At 68.4% G+C, this 17,638-nt stretch carries 16 protein-coding genes and 1 pseudogene; 10 read left to right on the top strand and 7 right to left on the bottom strand.

Features of this window, described 5'->3' with window-relative positions; genetic code table 11:
• The first annotated feature begins 110 nt into the window (after positions 1-110).
• From ACK8CO_RS17230 to ACK8CO_RS17240, 3 genes are read left to right on the top strand one after another with little or no spacing between them, the layout of a single operon-like run.
• A complete protein-coding gene (locus tag ACK8CO_RS17230; protein WP_414897435.1) occupies positions 111-1,580 on the top strand; it encodes a leucyl aminopeptidase in 1,470 nt (489 codons plus the stop codon).
• 45 nt (positions 1,581-1,625) lie between these two features.
• Entirely contained in the window at positions 1,626-2,030 is a 405-nt protein-coding gene (locus ACK8CO_RS17235; protein ID WP_414897436.1) for a VOC family protein, read from the top strand.
• Positions 2,031-2,038: 8 nt separating this feature from the next.
• A complete protein-coding gene (locus ACK8CO_RS17240) occupies positions 2,039-2,497 on the top strand; it encodes a DNA polymerase III subunit chi (RefSeq protein WP_414897437.1) in 459 nt (152 codons plus the stop codon).
• Positions 2,498-2,516: 19 nt separating this feature from the next.
• Here the strand turns inward: ACK8CO_RS17240 and ACK8CO_RS17245 are convergent, their stop codons facing one another.
• From ACK8CO_RS17245 to ACK8CO_RS17265, 5 genes are read right to left on the bottom strand one after another with little or no spacing between them, the layout of a single operon-like run.
• Positions 2,517-2,993: a PaaI family thioesterase gene (locus ACK8CO_RS17245; protein ID WP_414897438.1), complete on the bottom strand. Its 477-nt coding sequence runs from the start codon at positions 2,991-2,993 to the stop codon at positions 2,517-2,519.
• A 60-nt stretch (positions 2,994-3,053) separates the two neighbouring features.
• A complete protein-coding gene (locus tag ACK8CO_RS17250) occupies positions 3,054-3,635 on the bottom strand; it encodes a TIGR02281 family clan AA aspartic protease (RefSeq protein WP_080616714.1) in 582 nt (193 codons plus the stop codon).
• 60 nt (positions 3,636-3,695) lie between these two features.
• Positions 3,696-4,316, bottom strand: coding sequence for a MarC family protein (locus ACK8CO_RS17255; RefSeq protein WP_414897439.1), 621 nt, complete (start codon positions 4,314-4,316; stop codon positions 3,696-3,698).
• Positions 4,317-4,319: 3 nt separating this feature from the next.
• The gene (locus ACK8CO_RS17260) at positions 4,320-6,170 is read right to left on the bottom strand and encodes an ABC-F family ATP-binding cassette domain-containing protein (protein ID WP_414897440.1); all 1,851 of its coding nucleotides are present in this window, start codon (positions 6,168-6,170) and stop codon (positions 4,320-4,322) included.
• Positions 6,171-6,212: 42 nt separating this feature from the next.
• Positions 6,213-7,658 (bottom strand): alanine/glycine:cation symporter family protein, encoded by a 1,446-nt coding sequence (locus tag ACK8CO_RS17265; RefSeq protein WP_414897441.1) that lies wholly within the window; start codon positions 7,656-7,658, stop codon positions 6,213-6,215.
• Between the two features lie 167 nt (positions 7,659-7,825).
• On the opposite strand from ACK8CO_RS17265, the gene ndk reads away from it, so the two are divergent.
• Positions 7,826-8,248 (top strand): nucleoside-diphosphate kinase, encoded by a 423-nt coding sequence (gene ndk, locus ACK8CO_RS17270; protein WP_414897442.1) that lies wholly within the window; start codon positions 7,826-7,828, stop codon positions 8,246-8,248.
• A 148-nt stretch (positions 8,249-8,396) separates the two neighbouring features.
• On the opposite strand, the gene ACK8CO_RS17275 is transcribed toward ndk, so the two are convergent.
• Entirely contained in the window at positions 8,397-8,525 is a 129-nt protein-coding gene (locus tag ACK8CO_RS17275; protein WP_255377920.1) for a hypothetical protein, read from the bottom strand.
• Between the two features lie 326 nt (positions 8,526-8,851).
• Between ACK8CO_RS17275 and ACK8CO_RS17280 the strand changes: the two are divergent.
• Positions 8,852-9,241 (top strand): annotated as a pseudogene (locus ACK8CO_RS17280) (transposase); the annotation flags it as partial.
• 76 nt (positions 9,242-9,317) lie between these two features.
• On the opposite strand, the gene ACK8CO_RS17285 reads toward ACK8CO_RS17280, so the two are convergent.
• Complete coding sequence (locus tag ACK8CO_RS17285; protein WP_080616709.1) at positions 9,318-9,641, bottom strand: hypothetical protein; 324 nt, start codon at positions 9,639-9,641, stop codon at positions 9,318-9,320.
• Positions 9,642-10,032: 391 nt separating this feature from the next.
• Between ACK8CO_RS17285 and pufB the strand changes: the two genes are divergently transcribed.
• The 5 genes from pufB to ACK8CO_RS17310 all read left to right on the top strand — a co-directional run bounded on the left by pufB (position 10,033) and on the right by ACK8CO_RS17310 (position 17,589).
• Positions 10,033-10,188 (top strand): light-harvesting antenna LH1, beta subunit, encoded by a 156-nt coding sequence (gene pufB, locus ACK8CO_RS17290; protein WP_042460741.1) that lies wholly within the window; start codon positions 10,033-10,035, stop codon positions 10,186-10,188.
• A 21-nt stretch (positions 10,189-10,209) separates the two neighbouring features.
• Entirely contained in the window at positions 10,210-10,401 is a 192-nt protein-coding gene (locus ACK8CO_RS17295; protein ID WP_080616708.1) for a light-harvesting protein, read from the top strand.
• A 158-nt stretch (positions 10,402-10,559) separates the two neighbouring features.
• Positions 10,560-11,969 (top strand): PucC family protein, encoded by a 1,410-nt coding sequence (locus ACK8CO_RS17300; RefSeq protein WP_080616707.1) that lies wholly within the window; start codon positions 10,560-10,562, stop codon positions 11,967-11,969.
• Positions 11,970-12,091: 122 nt separating this feature from the next.
• Complete coding sequence (locus ACK8CO_RS17305; RefSeq protein WP_414897443.1) at positions 12,092-13,891, top strand: autotransporter assembly complex protein TamA; 1,800 nt, start codon at positions 12,092-12,094, stop codon at positions 13,889-13,891.
• Complete coding sequence (locus ACK8CO_RS17310; protein ID WP_414897444.1) at positions 13,891-17,589, top strand: translocation/assembly module TamB domain-containing protein; 3,699 nt, start codon at positions 13,891-13,893, stop codon at positions 17,587-17,589. The genes ACK8CO_RS17305 and ACK8CO_RS17310 overlap by 1 nt, the downstream gene beginning before the upstream one ends.
• Positions 17,590-17,638: the final 49 nt, after the last annotated feature.

Here is a 17,638-nt window from a genome sequence, read left to right on the forward strand (position 1 = left end):
TCGGGCGGCAGATTAGACCAATCGCTCAGGGGGGAAAACTGCTATCTGGTAAAGCGCGGGGTGCGGCACTAGGTATGGGGCCGACAGATATGCCAGAGCAGGAGCCGCAGATGAGCACCCCCGTCGCCATTGCCTTTGCCGAAACCGATCTCGAAGCGGTCGCGGGCTCCGCTGGCCGCATCGCGGTCCTCGTCGGTGCCGAGGGCAAGCTCGATCCGGGGGCGCGGCGGGTCAACCGCCTGAGCCGCGGCGCGCTGGCGCGCTTCGTCGAGAGCGAGGCCTTCGCGCAGATGAAACCGGCCGAGATCGTGACGCTGGCCTGGCCCTCCGGGCTTGCGGCCGAAGCGGTCGACGTGGTGCGGCTCGACCGCAAGGCCAGCCAGGCCGAGGCCCGGCGGGCGGGGGCCGAACTGGCCAGGCGGCAGGGCAAGGCCGATGTGACTCTGCTGGCGGGCAACCATCCGCGCGCCGCCGACATCGCCTTCGGCTTTGCGCTGCGCGCCTACAGCTTCGATGCGCATCGGAGCGAGGACCCGGTCATCCCCGGGGCGGTGAAGGTGATGGTCGCCAGGCCTGAAGAGACCGCAAGCGCGGCCGGGCCGATGGCGGCGCTGGCCGAGGGCGTGTTCTTCACCCGCGATCTGGTGAACGAGCCTGCCAATGTGCTGACCACCGACGATTTTGCCGGGCGACTGGCGGCGATGCAGGAGCTTGGGCTCGATGTCGAGATCCTCGAGGAGGACGAGCTGAAGGCCCTGGGCATGCGCGCGCTGCTGGCGGTGGGGCAGGGGTCCGAAAGCCCGTCCAAGGTGGTGGTGATGCGCTGGAATGGCGGCGCGCCCGATCAGGCGCCGCTGGCGCTCGTCGGCAAGGGCGTGGTGTTCGACACCGGCGGTATCTCGATCAAGCCCGGTCAGGGCATGGAAGAGATGACCATGGACATGGGCGGCGCGGCGGTGGTCGCGGGCGTCATGCGCACGCTCGCGCTGCGCAAGGCCAAGGCCAATGTCGTCGGCGTGGTCGGGCTGGTCGAGAACATGCCCGACGGGCGCGCCCAGCGTCCGGGCGACATCGTGCGCTCGATGAAGGGCGACACGATCGAGGTGATCAATACCGATGCCGAGGGCCGGCTCGTGCTGGCCGATGTGCTCTGGTACGCCCAGGACCGGTTCAAGCCCGCGGGCGTGATCGATCTGGCCACCCTGACCGGGGCGATCATCGTCGCGCTCGGCAATGCCAATGCGGGCGTCTTTTCCAATGATGACGCCTTCTGCGCCGATTTCCTGAAGGCCGCCGCCACCGAGGGCGAGGGCGCCTGGCGGATGCCTCTGGGTGCGTCCTATGACAAGCTGATCAAGTCGCGCCTGGCCGATATCCGGAATTCGGCCGGCCGGCCCGCGGGCTCGATCACCGCAGCGCAGTTCCTGCAGCGCTTCATCGCCGAGGACACGCCCTGGATCCATCTCGACATCGCGGGCGTGGCCCTGACGCAGGAGGAGACCCCGCTGGCGCCGAAAGGCGCGACGGGCTGGGGCGTTCTGGCGCTCGACCGGCTGGTGGCCGAGCGCTTCGAGAATTGAGTCTTCGGTGCTAGCATCGGATCGCAGAGGCCGAGGGAGACCCCGATGATCATTCCTGCGATCCGTTACCGCGACCCCGAGGCGGCCCTGCTGTTTCTGGTGGGGGTGCTGGGGCTCGACGAGCATGTCGTGCGCCGCGATGGCGAGGGCGGCTTTCTCCATGCCGAATTGCGGCTGGGCGAGGGGCTGGTCTCGATCCGCGGCCCGGCCGGGCCGGGGCGACTCGGTCCGCCTCCGGCCGGTCCCGAAGGCAGGGCCGCGCCGGACAGCCTGACGATCTATGCCGTGGTGCCCGATCCGGCCCGTCTGCATGCGCGTGTGCGCGAGGCCGGGGCCCGGATCGTTGCGCCGCTCTCGGGGGACGGCCCGGGCGGCAGTGCATTCTCGGTCGCCGATCCCGAGGGCCATGTCTGGACCTTCGGCAGCTACAATCCGCTTTCGCAGGACTGACCGGCCCTATGGGACAGGCGCTCTTCTATCATCTGACCCGGCATCCGCTGGAGGACACGCTGCCGATGCTGCTCGGAAAAGCGCTGGAGCGTGACATGCGCGTCGCGGTGCGCGGATCCGACCGCGACCGGCTGGCCCGGCTCGACGAGCGGCTCTGGATGGGCGAGGGCTTCCTGCCGCACGGGCTTGCGGGAACCGGCTTCGATGCCGATCAGCCGGTGCTGCTGACGGACGGGTCCGACATGCCGAACGGGGCGCGCTGCCTGATGGCGGTCGATGGCGCCGAGGTGAGCCCCGAGGAGACCCGCGCGCTCGAGAGGGTCTGCATCCTGTTCGACGGCAACAATCCGACAGCGGTCGAGCGGGCGCGGGGGCAATGGCGCGCGCTGACCGGCGCGGGGCTGGCCGCGCAATACTGGTCCGAGGAAAGCGGCCGCTGGCAGAAGAAGGCCGAAAGCGGCGGCTGAGGCCCGGTCCGCCGGTCCGCTACTGTGCGCGCGGGCGCAGCACCATCTGGGTCTGGATCACATTGGCCGCCAGCGTGCCGTCGCCGCGGGTGATGGTCGTCTGCCAGACCATGGTGCTGCGGCCGCGATGCAGCGGCACGGTCTCGCAGCGTGCGGTATCTCCGAGCGCCACGGTGCGGAAGAAATTGGTCTTGCTCTCGATGGTCGAGGTGCCTTCGCCCGCCTCGAGATCGATGTTCAGGAAGGTTGCGGTGCCGCCCAGATTGTCGGCCACCGCCATGATCGCGCCGCCATGCAGCGTGCCGTTCCTGTTGGTCAGGGCCTCGGTCACCACCAGATCGGCCACCACCCGCCCGGGCGCGGCCGAGACGATCTTCAGTCCCAGCAGCCGGGCGAAGGGCGGCTGGGCCGCGGCGATCTCTGCGATCCGGTCATCGGCCATCATGGCGGTGCTGTCGGTGGAGGCGCTGTCGGGGGCCTTGCGGGCGTCTGTCATCGGCTGTCTCCTCGGCTGTGCGGACCAGCCTAGCGGGCCGGGCGGCCCGGTGCGAGAGGTTCAGCGCGTCAGAATCATCCGGTCGCGGATGAATTCGATCCGTTCGAAGCGATTCAGATAGGCCATGCCCAGAAGCGAGTCGCGCATCTGGCCGGCATTGACGAAGGCGCGCAGGTTGCGGTCGACGATCGGGCCGATCGCGACGGTATCCAGCCGGACCGGCGCGGTCCGGACGGTGCCATTCGCGGTATGGGCCTCGCCGAAATATTGCAGCCCGTCGGGATCGATCCCCACCCGGGTGGCGTCCTTGCGGGTCAGCACCACATCGGTCGCCCCGGTGTCGACGACGAAATGAAGCGGCGTGCCATTGACCTCGACCGTCATGTAGTAATGCCCGTCGGGTGCGCGCGGCACCTCGACGCGCCGCTCCTCGCCGAACACGGTCTGGCTCGGCGCGACCTGATGGCGGATGTCCGACCAGAGCCCGAAGCCGGCAATCGCGCCGATGAAGATCAGCCCCCAGATCGCGGCCTGCTGCGCGACCTGACCCAGCCGCTGCCGGTTCGACAGCAGGAAATACCCCGCAATCACCGAGCCCAGCAGAACCAGATAGATCAGCCGTCCGAAATCGTCGCCCGTCATCGCGCCCCCTTCGCCTTGATCCCTTGGATATAGGGTGCCCGCGCTTCGGCGCGAGGGGCGTCAGACCGGGGCAAGACCGAAATCCCTCAGCCCGTCGAGGATGAACTGGATCGAAAGCGCGGCCAGCAGCATGCCCAGCAGCCGCGAGACGACGACGATACCGGTATGGCCCAGCGCGCGTTCCAGCAGGCTGGCCGTCATGAACAGCCCGAGACAGATCCCGATCACGCCGATCATCGCCAGATGCACGAGCAGCATGTCGAGCGGCGCCCGGTCGACCTGCCCTGTCAGCAGCACCATCGTCGCGATCGCACCCGGCCCCGCCATCAGCGGCGTCGCCAGCGGAAAGACCGACGGATCGGGCAGCTCTTCATGGGCGCGGTCCTCGCGTTTCTTGCTGCGCCGTTCGAACAGCATTTCAAGCGCGGTCAGGAACAGCAGGATGCCGCCCGCGATCCGGAATGCGGGCATCGAGATCCCGGCAAAGACCAGGACCTGTTCGCCGAAGATCCCGAACAGTGTCAGCACCGCCACCGAGATGGCGGCCGCGCGCAGGCCGACGACGCGGCGCTGCCGGGCGGACATGCCCTGGGTCAGGGCGACGAAGACCGGCGCCAGCCCGATCGGGTCGATGATCACGAAAAGGGTGACCAGAGCGCTGATGTAAAACCCGAGCTCCATCGCTCAAGCCTCTGCTTTCTCAAGGCTTTCAAGCGCATCCATCCAAAGCGCCTCGGCCCGGTCCATCGCCTCTTCGGCCTCGGCGAACTTCCTCTGCCAGAGCAGGCGCTCATCGGCGCGGGCGGGGTCGTACATCTCCGGATCGGCCAGCTTTTCCTGCAGCTTCAGGCGCATCTCGTCGAGTTTCGCGACCCGGGCCTCGCATTTGCGGACCTCGGCGCGAAGCGTCAGGATCTCGTCGCGCGTGGCGCGCCTGGGCGCGGCGACCCTGGCGGTCTGCGTCCGTTCGGGCGTGTCGGTGCCCAGCAACATCTTGCGATAGGCGTCGAGATCGTCCTCGAAGGCCGCGACGCGCCCGCCCTCGACCAGCCAGAGCCGGTCGGCCACCATCGACAACAGGTGCATGTCGTGGCTGACCAGGATCACCGCGCCCGAATAATCGTTCAGCGCCTCGGACAGCGCCTCGCGGCTTTCGATGTCGAGATGGTTGGTGGGTTCGTCGAGGATCAGCAGATGCGGGGCGTCGAGCGTGGCCAGCAGGAGCGACAGCCGCGCCTTCTGCCCGCCCGACAGCCGCGCGACCTCGGTCTCGGCCTGATCGGCGCCAAGCCCGAACCCCGCGAGCCGCGCGCGCAGCCTTGCGGGGGCCTCGTCGGGCCGTTCGCGGCGGATATGCTCGAGCGGGGTCTCGTCCAGATGCAGCTCGTCGACCTGGTGCTGGGCGAAATAGCCGATTTTCAGCTTGTTGGCCGTGGTCACCCGGCCCGACAGCTTGTCGAGCTTGCCCGCCAGCAGTTTCGAGAAGGTCGACTTGCCCTCGCCGTTCCGCCCCAGAAGCGCGATCCGGTCGTCCTGGTCGATCCTCAGCGAAAGGCGCTGCAGCACCGCCTTGCCGTCATAGCCCACCGAGACACCCTCCATCGCCACGATCGGCGGCGACAGCTCCTCGGGCTGGGGGAAGCTGAAGGCGACGCGCGCCATCTCCTCGGGCGCGGCGATGGGGGGCATCCTCTCCAGCATCTTGATCCGGGCCTGGGCCTGCTTGGCTTTCGAGGCCTTGTAGCGGAAGCGGTCGACGAAGCTTTGCAGATGCGCCCGGCGCAGGTCCTGCTTCTTGGCCTCGGCGGCCTGCACCGCGCGCTGTTCGGCACGGGCCCGGGCGAAGGCGTCATAGCCGCCCGCGTAAAGCGTGAGCTTGCGATTCTCGAGATGCAGGATATGGCCGACCGCACGGTTCAGAAGCCCGCGGTCATGAGAGATCAGGAGGACCGTATGGGGATAGCGCGCCAGGTAGTTTTCCAGCCAGAGCGCGCCCTCGAGATCGAGATAGTTGGTCGGCTCGTCCAGAAGCAGCAGATCGGGGCGGGCGAAGAGCACGCCCGCCAGCGCCACCCGCATCCGCCAGCCGCCCGAGAAATCCGAACAGGGCATGTGCTGCTGGGCCTCGGAGAAGCCCAGCCCCTTCAGGATCGAGGCCGCCCGCGCCTCGGCCGACCAGGCGTCGATATCGGCCAGCCGGGTCTGGATCTCGGCGATGCGGTGGGGGTCGGTCGCGGTCACGGCCTCGGCCATGAGGCTGGCGCGCTCGGTATCGGCTTCCAGCACCGTGTCCAGCAGCGAGGTCGAGGACGAGGGCACCTCCTGCGCGACGCCGCCGATCCGGGCCTGTTGCGGAAAGGAGATCGCGCCCGAATCGAGCGTGAGCTCGCCCCGGATCAGCCGGAACAGCGTGGTCTTTCCGGCCCCGTTCCGGCCGATGAGACCCACCTTGTGGCCATCGGGAATGACGGCGGAGGCCCCCTCGAACAAAGGGCGCCCCTCGATGGAATAGCGAAGATCGTCAATGCGCAGCATGGCCCGTGCCTTAGCAGGGCACGGGCCGGTGGGGAAGCGCGATCAGGCGCCCCGCTCGGCGGCGATATCCGCGTTCCAGATCGTGCGGTCGATCCCCCTCGGGTCGATCTCGGGATGCTGCGAGAGCCGGAAACAGGGTTCAGCCCGGGTCTTGCGCTGCTCGAAATAGTCCTTCGTAAGCCGGATCACCGTGCCCGACAGCAGAACCAGCGCGACGAGGTTGATGGTCGCCATGGTCGCCATCGAGGCATCGGCGAAGTTGAAGACCTTCGTCACCGGCTGCACCGCGCCCCAGATCACCATGCCGATCTGGGCGGCCTTCAGGATCGCCAGCGGTACGCCGCGGCCAAGCCCCAAAAACTCCATCACATTCTCGGAATAGGCATAATTGCCGATGATCGAGGTGAAGGCGAAGAACAGGATCGCGACCGCGATGAAGGCCGGGCCGAAGGCGCCGATATGGACCGAGAGCGCGTTCTGGGTCAGCTCGGTCCCGGTGACCCCGTCGGGGCCATAGTCGACCGCGCCCGACAGCAGGATCATCAGCGCGGTCGCGGTACAGATCAGAAGCGTGTCGATGAAGACGCCCAGCCCCTGCACCATGCCCTGGCTCGAGGGGTGATGCGGGTCGGGCACGGCGACGGCCGCGATATGGGGGGCCGAGCCCATGCCGGCCTCGTTCGAGAACAGCCCGCGCTTGATCCCGTTCAGCGCAGCGGCCGCAAAGCCCCCGGCAAAGCCGCCCACCGCCTGGTCGATGCCGAAGGCGCTCTTGACGATCAGGGCCAGCAGGCCGGGGATCTCGGCGGCATGGACGACCAGAACATAGGCCGCGACCAGAAGGTAGATCCCGGCCATGAAGGGCACCACGCGTTCGGCGACGCTGGCAATCGATCGGATGCCGCCGAAGATGACGATGCCGGTCAGCGCGCCGATGACGAGGCCGGTCGCGAGTTTCGGGATGCCGAAGGCGCCGTCGGCGGCATCGGCGATGGAATTGGACTGCACCGCGTTGAAGATCAGCCCGAAGGAACAGAGGAAGAAGAAGCAGAACACATAGCCCAGCCATTTCGCGCCCAGCCCGTGCCAGATGTAATAGGCGGGGCCGCCGCGATACTGGCGGTCGGCGTTGCGCACCTTGTAAAGCTGGGCCAGCGTCGATTCGGCATAGGCCGTGGCCATGCCGACAAGGGCCACGATCCACATCCAGAACACCGCGCCCGGCCCGCCGAGATAGATCGCGACCGCGACGCCCGCCAGATTGCCGGTGCCGACCCGGCTGGCAAGGCTCACGGTCAGTGCCTGCAAGGGCGTGATGCCGCTGCGGTCCGACGCGTCCGAGCTGATCAGAACCCGGATGAATTCGGGAAAATGTCGGAACTGGATCCCGCCGAGGCGTATCGTGAGGTAAAGCCCGGCTCCGATCAGTCCCCAGATTAGGACATAGCCCCAGAGCACGGTGTTCAGGAAATCGACAATCACAGACATCAAATGACCCTTTTCACAGGCGCGCGCGAACACTCGAGACAACGTGATCCAGCGTTATCGGTTCCGGGCCGGGCAGCGAAAGCCTGTTTTCAAGGGTCGGGGCGCGTGCTAGCAGGGCCGCGATTTTTCACCGCCGCCCCGGGGCGGCGCCCAAGAGGACGCAAGACATGGCGATTCAACGCACCTTCTCGATCATCAAACCCGACGCGACCAAGCGCAACCTGACCGGCGCGATCAATGCCAAGCTCGAGGCGGCTGGCCTGCGCATCATCGCCCAGAAGCGGATTCACCTGAGCAAGGCCCAGGCCGGCGTGTTCTACGCTGTGCACAAGGAACGCCCGTTCTACGACGAACTCTGCGAATTCATGGCCTCCGAGCCGATCGTGGTGCAGGTGCTGGAAGGCGAGGATGCCATCGCGAAGAACCGCGAAGTGATGGGCGCGACCAACCCGGCCGAAGCCGCCGAAGGCACCATCCGCAAGGAATTCGCGCTGTCGATCGGCGAGAACTCGGTCCATGGCTCGGATGGCGAAGACACCGCCAAGGAAGAAATCGCCTATTTCTTCTCGGGTCTCGAACTGGTCGGCTGAGCCGGTCTGGTGGAATGGTCCGCCGAGGCGCCGTGACGGCGCGCGGCAGCAAGAAGGGGCGGGTCCGTCGGGACCGGCCCCTTTTTCATGCGGGGGACATTCGGGCCCCTTTTTCATACGGGTCCGTCCCCCGGACCCGCCGGGCCGGTCAGATGCTGGCCCAGTCCTTGAAACGGTAGCTGTCGGCCGGAGCCGGCCGAGAGGCCGAGACGTCGCGCGCGGGCTCCTTCGGCGCGGCCGGACGAGAGCTTTGGGTCTGGGAGGTTGCGCTGGCCATGGTGGCCTCCTGTGCTTGATGGCAGGGCTTCCCGTCCGGGGTGCCCGATGCCCTCATCAGGCCCGGCAAACCGGGCGCCGGTCCGGCAGGAACGGTACATTTTCTCGAAAAATTGTCGAATATCGGCCGCATCGCGCGGGCCGGACCGTGTCGATCGACATGAGCAACCGAAGGCCATGCGTTCGAGCGAGCCTGCGCAAGGACCTTAAGGTTCACCGAATGGCGTCCGGTCCGGGCGCCAAAAGGTGGATGTGACCGCCTGATCGGGCGAACCAAAGCTGGCCGGAACACCGGGCTGCAGGCTGCTGCGGATGCGAAGAGAAGGCCCCGTCGGGCTTTTCATGTCGGCAGGCCCTGTCAGCGACCATGTGGGCGCACGGGCGTCATGCGGCTCTGTGCCGGCCGTCGACTGGCGGCTCGGGGATCGCGGCTATCACGCCGACGGGGTCCGGGACAGGTTGAAAGGCAAAGAGATGCGCGCCGGTCCGGGCTGATCTGATCCACCGGACCAGATCTTGCCGGCCCTCACCCCCCCCGGATGGAAACAGCGCAGGACGCCGGTGACCTATGACAGGCGGCGCCAAAAGCGGCGCAGCCGGATCGGGATCCGGTTCGGTCGCCTGAAGGACTGGCGCCGGATCGCACCCCGCGACGACCGCTACGCGAAGGTGGTCCTGTCAGCCATCGCTCTCGCCGCAATCGTCATCTGCTGGCTCGGTGTCTCAAGCCCAGATCAAAAGAAAAACGCCCGCGCGGGAGGCGCGAGCGTATCTGCATCCGTCAGGGGGCGGATTACTTCGCGGCGACGCCGTAATGGGCGCGTTTGGACAGCAGCGGCCAGCCCATGCGCGACGAGAGCGGGGTCGGGTCGCTGGTCTTCAGCTCGACATGCCCTTCGCCCGTGCCGCCCAGCAGGGGCCAGTTCATCTGGCGCGACAGCGGGGTCGGATTGTCGGTCATCAGCTCGGTCTTCGAGGCGCGATTCTCGGACAGGCATTTGAAGCCGAGCGCGTCCGAGAAGGGCGTGGTGGTGCCTTCGCCCTCGACCGCGACGTCGGTGAGCAGGCGTTGCTTGCTGGACAGCTTCGGCATCCAGTCGTCCCAGATATATTTCATAGGTCCTCCAGGTTGTTGCGTCCGCGATCGTCGACGACATGAGCCAGGCTCGGTCCGGTGCCCGACGAGAACGGCGAATTGCAGTAGGGCGCTTTGATATTACCCCACCTCAAGGTGCGGATTTCAATGGGCCGCACGGTCGCAGGACGGGGCGCCGCAGGGGCTGCGACGCGTTGTCAAGAGGGTTCGATATGTCGCACGATTCTGGGGGCATGTCAGGCTGCGTTGACATTGCCAACGTCAATCGCTTGTGACATCGTCTGTTCGTGACGATGCCGGGTCGGAAGCCCAGCGAGAATATCGCTAAGGAAATCTCCGGTCTGCTTTGTCGACGCCTGCGTGCGGGCTCCGCACGTACCACAGTCGAAAACCATATTGGGGAGACGACAATATGACTGACGATATGGACAAAGTCTGGCCGACCGGCCTGACCCTTGCCGAAGCCGAAGAAGTGCATAAGCAACTGATCGACGGCACCCGCGTGTTTGGTGCGATCGCGCTGTTCGCCCACTTCCTGGCTGCCATCGCCACCCCGTGGCTCGGCTAATCTAGAGAGAGGATATAGATCATGAACAACGCGAAAATGTGGCTCGTCGTTAAGCCCACCGTTGGTATCCCGCTCTTCCTGGTTGCCTGCGCCATCGCTTCCTTCCTGGTGCACCTGATGCTGGTTCTGACCACCGGCTGGATGGGTGACTACTACGCTGGCTCGTTCGAAGCCGCGTCGCTGGTCTCCAACGCCACCACGCTGCTCTCGTAAGCCGGTACGGCTTCCGTGCAGGAACTTGCGAGGGCCGGGGTCATGCCCCGGCCTTCGTGCCTTCGGGACGGTGACGTCCCGAACCAACCGGAAACGCGCCCCTGCGGGCAAGAGGACACGGGCCGCCTGTGTCGGGCCGCGTGTCGGAGTGTGACCGCATGAATCGACTGAGCAAGATGGCGATCAACCGCATCGCCACTGTCGGGCCTCGATTCCTCCCCTTTGCAGAAGCCGCCAGCGAAAACCTGCCCCTCAGCCGCCTGTTGCGGCTGTCGATGTTCCAGGTCTCCGTCGGCATGGCGATGGTGCTGCTTGTCGGCACCCTGAACCGGGTGATGATCGTCGAACTCGACGTGCCGGCCTCCATCGTCGGCATCATGATTTCCCTGCCGCTTCTGTTCGCGCCCTTCCGCGCGCTGATCGGCTTCAAATCCGATACCCACCGCTCGGCGCTGGGCTGGCGACGGGTGCCCTACATCTGGAAGGGCACGCTGCTGCAATGGGGCGGCTTCGCCATCATGCCCTTCGCGCTGATCGTGCTGTCCGGCCAGGGAAGTGCCGCAGGCGCGCCGGAATGGATCGGCATCCTGTCGGCCGCGGTTTCGTTCCTGCTGGTCGGCGCGGGTGTGCATACGGTGCAGACCGTGGGTCTGGCCCTGGCCACCGACCTCGCGCCCCGCGAGGACCAGCCCAACGTGGTGGGGCTGATGTATGTCATGCTGCTGGTCGGCATGATCGTCAGCGCACTCCTGTTCGGGATCTGGCTTGAGAATTTCTACCATGCCAAGCTGATCAAGGTGATCCAGGGCGCCGCGGTGGCGACCATGGTGTTCAACGTCATCGCGCTTTGGAAGATGGAGGCGCGCGACCGCACCCGCGCCATGCCCAAACCCGAGGCCGAACCCGACCCGAGCTTCCGCGAGGCCTGGGGGCTGTTCACGCGCGGACCCAATGCCCGCAGGCTGCTATGGGTGATCGGGCTCGGCACGCTGGGCTTCGGCCTCTCGGACGTGCTGCTGGAACCCTTCGGCGGCCAGGTGCTCGAGATGTCGGTTGCCGCGACCACCAAGCTGACCGCCTCTGTCGCGGGCGGCACGCTGGTCGGCTTCGCCTGGGCCTCGCGCGTGCTGTCGCGGGGGTACGACCCGATGGCGATGGCAGGCTGGGGCGCGGTGGTGGGGCTTCCGGCCTTCGCTATCATCACCTTCTCGGCGACCCTGCAATCCGAGCCGGTCTTCGTCTTCGGCACGATGCTGGCGGGCTTCGGTGCGGGGCTCTTCAGCCATGGCACGCTGACCGCCACAATGCGCTCGGCGCCCAGATCCCAGGTCGGACTGGCGCTCGGGGCCTGGGGCGCGGTGCAGGCAAGCTCGGCCGGGGCCGGGATCGCGCTTGGGGGCGTGTTCCGCGATGCGGTGCTGCATTCGCCCATCGGCGATCTCTATGGCGCGGCGACGCCCTATTTCTTCGTCTATGCCATCGAACTGGTGCTGCTGGTGGTGACCGTCATCGTCGGCTACCGGTTGATGCGCAGCGGCGCCTTCGGCATCGAGAACGCGCCCGACTGACCTTGCTTCCGGCCCTCTGCCGCCTTGCGGCGGTGGCCGGAGCTTTCCGGTAAAATCCGTTCCCGCGGGGTGTTCTCCGCGACCATCTCGGCTAGATTGCCGGGAAAAGGGGACGGCTGTCTGTGACCGATACGAGATTCTTTCCCGCACTGGCCGTCCTGACGGCGCTTGTCCTCGCGTCCGGCCCGCGTCCTGCCGCAGCCACCGAGGCCGTTCTGAGCGCGCCCGGCGCCTCGGATGACCTGCGCCAGGCCCTGGAAGCCTCGGCGCTGACTCTCGAGGCCGCGCGCACTTCGGATGCTAGTGCGCAGGACATCTTCGCCGCCGCCCGCGCCGATTACGCCCGTCTGGTCGGCGTGCTTTACGCCCGCGGCTATTACGGCCCCGAAGTGCATGTCACCCTAGACGGGCGCGAGGCGGCCGATCTGTCGCCCCTGTCGGTGCCGGCGCGGATCGGCCGGGTCGAGATCCGGGTCGCGCCGGGACGGCCCTTCGCCTTCTCCGAGGCCCGGATCGAACCGCTGGCCCTCGGCACCGAGCTGCCCGAGGGCTTTGCCCCCGGCAAGCCCGCCGAGGCCGCGACCGTGCGCGCCGCCGCGACGGCGGGCGTCGATGGCTGGCGCGCGGCCAGCCATGCCAAGGCGAAGGTCGCGGGGCAGAGCCTGATCGCCGATCATCCCGACGCGACGCTTGCCGCCCGTCTGCGGCTCGATCCCGGTCCGGCTGTCCGCTTCGGCGATCTCGTCATCGCCTCGGGGTCGGGCGTGCGTGAAGAAAGGTTGCGGGCGATTGCGGGGCTGCCGATGGGCGAGCCTTTCGATCCGGAGGCGCTGGACAGAGGCGCCGAGCGGTTGCGCCGGACAGGGGCCTTTCGCTCGGTCCGGCTGAGCGAGGCCGAAACCCTCGGCCCGGGCAACAGCATGGATATCGGGCTCGAGGTGGTCGACCAGAAGAAGCGACGCCTCGGGGCGGGGGTCGAGTTCTCTTCGCTCGAGGGGGCCGCCGTCTCGGGCTTCTGGATGCACCGGAACCTCATGGGCGGGGCAGAGCGTCTGCGCTTCGACTTCGAGGTCGCAGGCATCGGCGGGCAAGATGACGGCGGCGAGGACCTGTCGCTCTCGGCCCGCTTCGACCGGCCCGCGGTGATCGATGCGGATACCGGGCTGTACCTGCTGGGCGGCATCGAGGATCTGGACGAGCCCGACTATACCGAGACCAACGCCCGGATCGGCGGCGGGCTGACCCGGGTGTTCTCTTCCGACCTCAAGGGCGAGGCCGGTATTCTGCTGCGTTATGCCGATGTCAGCGACGATCTCGGCGACCGGCAGATGACTCATCTGACCTTCCCCGTCAGCCTGACCTGGGACCGTCGCGACAATGCGCTCGACGCCCATAGCGGCTTCTATCTTGACGGCAGCGTGACCCCGCTTCTGGGCCTCGGGGGCGCGGCCGAAAGCGGGGCGCTGATCAAGGCAGATGGCCGCATCTATCAGCAGCTCGGCAGCCGTCTGGTGCTGGCAGGGCGGGCGCAGATCGGCTCGGTGGTCGGCGCCGCGAGCGATGGCGTGCCGCCCGCGCTTCTGTTCTTCTCGGGCGGCGGCGGCACCGTGCGCGGCCAGCCCTACCAGTCGCTCGCGGTCGATCTGCCGAATGGCGACCGGATCGGCGGGCGGTCCTTCATCGGGCTGTCGGGTGAGGCGCGGGTCGGCGTCACCCGCGCGATCCAGATGGTGGCCTTCTATGATGCGGGCTTCGTCGGGCCCGATTCCTGGGTCTCGGATGGCGACTGGCAGTCGGGCGCCGGGCTGGGGCTGCGCTATAATACCGGGATCGGCCCGATCCGCTTCGATGTCGCGGCGCCGGTCGATGGCGATACCGGCGACGGGGTTCAGATCTATATCGGTATCGGGCAGGCTTTCTGATGCGCGCAGTTTTCGGCTTTCTTCTGCTTCTCCTCACCGCGCTGCCGCTGGCCGCCCAGGAGGACGATCGCGGCGCGCTGGTGCGCTTTCTCGAGGACCGTCTGTCCTCGGCCGGACGCGAGATCCGGATCAAGGGGTTCGAGGGCGCGCTGTCCTCGCGCGCGACGCTGAAGGAGCTGACCATCGCCGATGAGGACGGCGTCTGGCTGACGGTGCGCGGCGCCGTGCTCGACTGGTCGCGCGCCGCCCTTCTGCGCGGCGAGGTCAAGGTCGATGAGCTGTCGGCCGACGAGATCCTGCTGCCGCGCCTGCCCAGGGGCGAGGGCGCCAGCGTCGAGCAATCCGAGGCCACGCCTTTCGCGCTGCCCGATCTGCCGGTCTCGATCGATATCGGCCGGGTGAAGACCGGACGGCTGGTCCTGGGCGAGGCCCTGATCGGCCAGGAAGCCGAGCTGGCGCTGGACGGCTCCTTGAGCCTTGCCGGCGGGGCTGGCCGGGCCGATATCGAGGCTCGCCGCAGCGATGCCGAGGGCGATTTCGCGATCCGGGCCGCCTATGCCAATGACAGCCAGACCCTGTCGCTGGACATCTCTCTGACCGAAGGCGCGGGCGGCATCGTGTCGAGCCTCGCGGGGCTGCCCGGCGCGCCGCCGCTGGCGCTGACGGTCGAGGGCGATGGCCCGCTCAGCGATTTCGCGGCCGATCTGGCGCTTGCGACCGAGGGCGAGCCCCGGGTCAAGGGGCGGCTCACCATCGTCGCCCCGGAGGATGCGCCCGAGGATCGGGCCTTTGCCGCGACGCTCTCGGGCGATCTCGGGCCGCTGGTGGCCGAATCTCTGCGGCCCTTCTTCGGCGACACCTCCGAGCTGGCGGTCGAAGGCACGCGCGGCGCCGACAGCCGCCTGCAGATCTCGCGGCTCGAGGTCGGGACCGGGGCCCTTCAGCTTGGCGGCACGCTGGCTCTGGCGCCCAGTGGCCTGCCCGAGAAGGTCGATCTGTCGGGGCGGATCTCGGGGCCGGTGGTGCTGCCGGTCTCCGGCGGCGAGACCCGGCTGGACGGCGCCACGCTCCGTGCCCGCTTCGATGCCGCGACCGGCGAGGCCTGGCAGGCCGAGATCGCGCTGGACGGGCTGACCAGCGGTCCGCTGACACTGGCCCATGCCGATCTGACCGGAACCGGCACGATCCGGCCCGAGGCGCCGGCGCTTGAGGCCGATCTGGTCTTCCGCGCCACGGGGCTCGACCATGCCGATCCGGCCCTCGCGCGGGCTCTGGGGGCGCTGGCCGAGGGACGTGTGCAGCTTGTCTGGCAGGCGGGGACACTTTTGCGCCTGAGCGATCTGCAGGTCGCGGCGGGCGATGCCCGGCTGACGGCCCGGGGCACGCTGGGTGCTGCCGCCGACGGGCTTCCCTTCGATGGCGAGATCGGCGCGGCGCTTGGCGATCTCTCGCGCTTCGGCGCGCTGGCGGGAAGGGCGCTGGGCGGTGCGGCCAAGGCCGATCTCTCCGGCCGCTATCGCCTTCTCGACGGGATCTTCGATCTCTCGCTCGCGGCCGAAACCACGGACCTCAAGACCGGAACGCCGCGTCTCGATCCGCTTCTGGCCGGGGCGGGGCAGGTACAGCTTTCGGCGGCGCGCGGCCCTGAGGGCACGGTGCTGAAGGCGCTGCATGTCGAAACCCCGGGCCTTCGTCTCGACGGCCAGGGCGATCTGTCCTCTGCGGCGGGCGGGCTGACCCTGACCGGGCAGGTGCCCGATCTGGCACTGGTCGATCCGAAACTGACCGGGCCCGGCAAGCTCGACACCGCCTTCGGCTGGGAGGCGGGCGGGCGGCTTCGGCTCGACCGGTTCGAGGCGACGGCTGCGGGCGCCGAGATTGCGGCCGAAGGCGCGCTGACCCCGGGCGACCCGACCCTGCCCGCCGAAGGCAAGGTGACGCTGAGCGCGCCGAAGCTCTCGGTCTTCTCGGGGCTCGCGGGGCGGCGGCTGTCGGGATCGCTCGACGCGACGCTGAGCGGGCAGGGCGCGGTCAAGGGCGATTTCGACGCGACGCTGAGCGCCGAGGGGCAGGGGCTGGCCATCGGTCTGGCCCAGATCGACCGGCTGATCGGCGGCAAGACCACGATCGCGGCCGAAGGCGCGCGCAAGGCGGGCGCCCTGTCGGTCGGGCGGCTCGACATCGCGACGCCCCGGCTCACGGTCAAGGCCGAGGATCGCGCGGGCGATGGCACGCTCGATCTGGCCGCAAGGCTGTCCGATCTGGCGCTGCTGGTCGAGGGGTTCCCGGGGCCGGTCGCGCTCAGGGGCAAGGCCCGGCCCGACGGTGCAAACTGGCGCCTGACGCTGGATGCGACCGGGCCGAGCGGCACCACGGCGGCCATCGCGGGGACGCTGGCGCGTGACGCGTCCTCGGCCGATCTGAGCCTCAAGGGGCGCGCGCCGCTGTCGCTGGCCAATCCGTTCATCGAGCCACGCAGCCTTGACGGCGTGGCAAGCTACGATCTGGCGCTGAAGGGCCCGCTCGGGCTGTCGTCGCTGTCGGGCCGGGCCACGACCGCGGGCGCACGGCTTTCCGCGCCGACACTGGGCGCGGCGCTGACCGATATCGGCGGCCGGGTGGACCTTGCGGGCGGGCGCGCGCGTCTGGATCTGAGCGGGCGGCTCGGCGGCGGTCAGGTCGCGGTTTCGGGGCCGATCACGCTGTCGGGCGCCTTCCCGGCCGAACTGGCGATCCGGCTGACCCGCGCCCGGCTGCTGGATCCCACGCTTTACGAGAGCATCGTCGACGGCACCGTCACCGTGACCGGCCCGCTGACCGGCGGGGCCCGGATCGCGGGGCGGCTCGATATCGGCCGGACCGAGATCACCGTGCCCTCGACCGGGCTTGGCGGCGGCGGCGAGCTGCCCGAGATCGACCATCGCGGCACGCCCGCGGCGGTGCAGGCGACGCTCCGGCGGGCCGGGCTGGTTGCGACCGAAGGCGCGGGCGGGGGCGGGCGGCCCTATCCGCTGGACCTTACGGTCAACGCGCCCTCGCAGGTCTTCGTGCGCGGCCGCGGCATCGATGCCGAGCTGGGCGGGCGGCTGCGGCTGGGCGGCAGCACCGCCGATGTGGTGGCCTCGGGGCAGTTCGAGCTGATCCGCGGGCGGCTCGATATCCTCGCGCAGCGTTTCACCCTCGACGAGGGGCAGGTCTCGCTGACGGGCTCGTTCGATCCGCGGCTCTATTTCGTGGCGGCGACCCAGTCGGGCGACGTGACGGCGCGGATCGTGGTCGAGGGCCCGGCCAGCGCGCCCGAGATCAAATTCTCCTCCGAGCCGGAACTGCCGCAGGAAGAGGTCGTCTCGCGGATCCTCTTCGGTCGCGGGCTGGACACGCTGTCGCCCCTGCAGGCGGCCGAACTGGCTTCGGCGGTCGCGACGCTGATGGGCAAGGGCGGGCAGGGGATCCTTGGCTCGCTGCGCGGCGCGACCGGGCTCGACGATCTCGACGTGAACTCGACCGAAGAGGGCGGCACCGAGCTGAGCGCCGGCAAGTACCTGTCGGACAAGATCTATTCGCAGGTGACGGTGAACCAGAAGGGCCAGAGCGAGATCAACCTGAACCTCGATGTCTCGCCCTATGTCACGCTGAAGGGCCATGCCGGGGCCGAGGGCGATACCGGTATCGGGATCTTCTACGAGCGCGATTACTGAGATAAGGACAGGGGCCTGCGACGGCCCGCGCCCCGAGGGGCGCGGGAGG

Source organism: Rhodovulum sp. HP10 (assembly GCF_047553435.1).
Lineage (GTDB): Bacteria > Pseudomonadota > Alphaproteobacteria > Rhodobacterales > Rhodobacteraceae > Rhodovulum.

Bases quoted from the DNA above. Each gene is read 5' to 3' on its own strand.
- ACK8CO_RS17300 (WP_080616707.1), top strand. From the start codon at position 10,560: ATGAATCGACTGAGCAAGATGGCGATCAACCGCATCGCCACTGTCGGG.
- ACK8CO_RS17310 (WP_414897444.1), top strand. From the start codon at position 13,891: ATGCGCGCAGTTTTCGGCTTTCTTCTGCTTCTCCTCACCGCGCTGCCG.
- ACK8CO_RS17285 (WP_080616709.1), bottom strand. From the start codon at position 9,641: ATGAAATATATCTGGGACGACTGGATGCCGAAGCTGTCCAGCAAGCAA.
- ACK8CO_RS17275 (WP_255377920.1), bottom strand. From the start codon at position 8,525: ATGGCCAGCGCAACCTCCCAGACCCAAAGCTCTCGTCCGGCCGCGCCG.
- ACK8CO_RS17260 (WP_414897440.1), bottom strand. From the start codon at position 6,170: ATGCTGCGCATTGACGATCTTCGCTATTCCATCGAGGGGCGCCCTTTG.
- ACK8CO_RS17295 (WP_080616708.1), top strand. From the start codon at position 10,210: ATGAACAACGCGAAAATGTGGCTCGTCGTTAAGCCCACCGTTGGTATC.
- ACK8CO_RS17245 (WP_414897438.1), bottom strand. From the start codon at position 2,993: ATGACAGACGCCCGCAAGGCCCCCGACAGCGCCTCCACCGACAGCACC.
- ACK8CO_RS17230 (WP_414897435.1), top strand. From the start codon at position 111: ATGAGCACCCCCGTCGCCATTGCCTTTGCCGAAACCGATCTCGAAGCG.
- ACK8CO_RS17250 (WP_080616714.1), bottom strand. From the start codon at position 3,635: ATGACGGGCGACGATTTCGGACGGCTGATCTATCTGGTTCTGCTGGGC.
- ACK8CO_RS17240 (WP_414897437.1), top strand. From the start codon at position 2,039: ATGGGACAGGCGCTCTTCTATCATCTGACCCGGCATCCGCTGGAGGAC.
- ACK8CO_RS17265 (WP_414897441.1), bottom strand. From the start codon at position 7,658: ATGTCTGTGATTGTCGATTTCCTGAACACCGTGCTCTGGGGCTATGTC.
- pufB (WP_042460741.1), top strand. From the start codon at position 10,033: ATGACTGACGATATGGACAAAGTCTGGCCGACCGGCCTGACCCTTGCC.
- ACK8CO_RS17235 (WP_414897436.1), top strand. From the start codon at position 1,626: ATGATCATTCCTGCGATCCGTTACCGCGACCCCGAGGCGGCCCTGCTG.
- ACK8CO_RS17255 (WP_414897439.1), bottom strand. From the start codon at position 4,316: ATGGAGCTCGGGTTTTACATCAGCGCTCTGGTCACCCTTTTCGTGATC.
- ndk (WP_414897442.1), top strand. From the start codon at position 7,826: ATGGCGATTCAACGCACCTTCTCGATCATCAAACCCGACGCGACCAAG.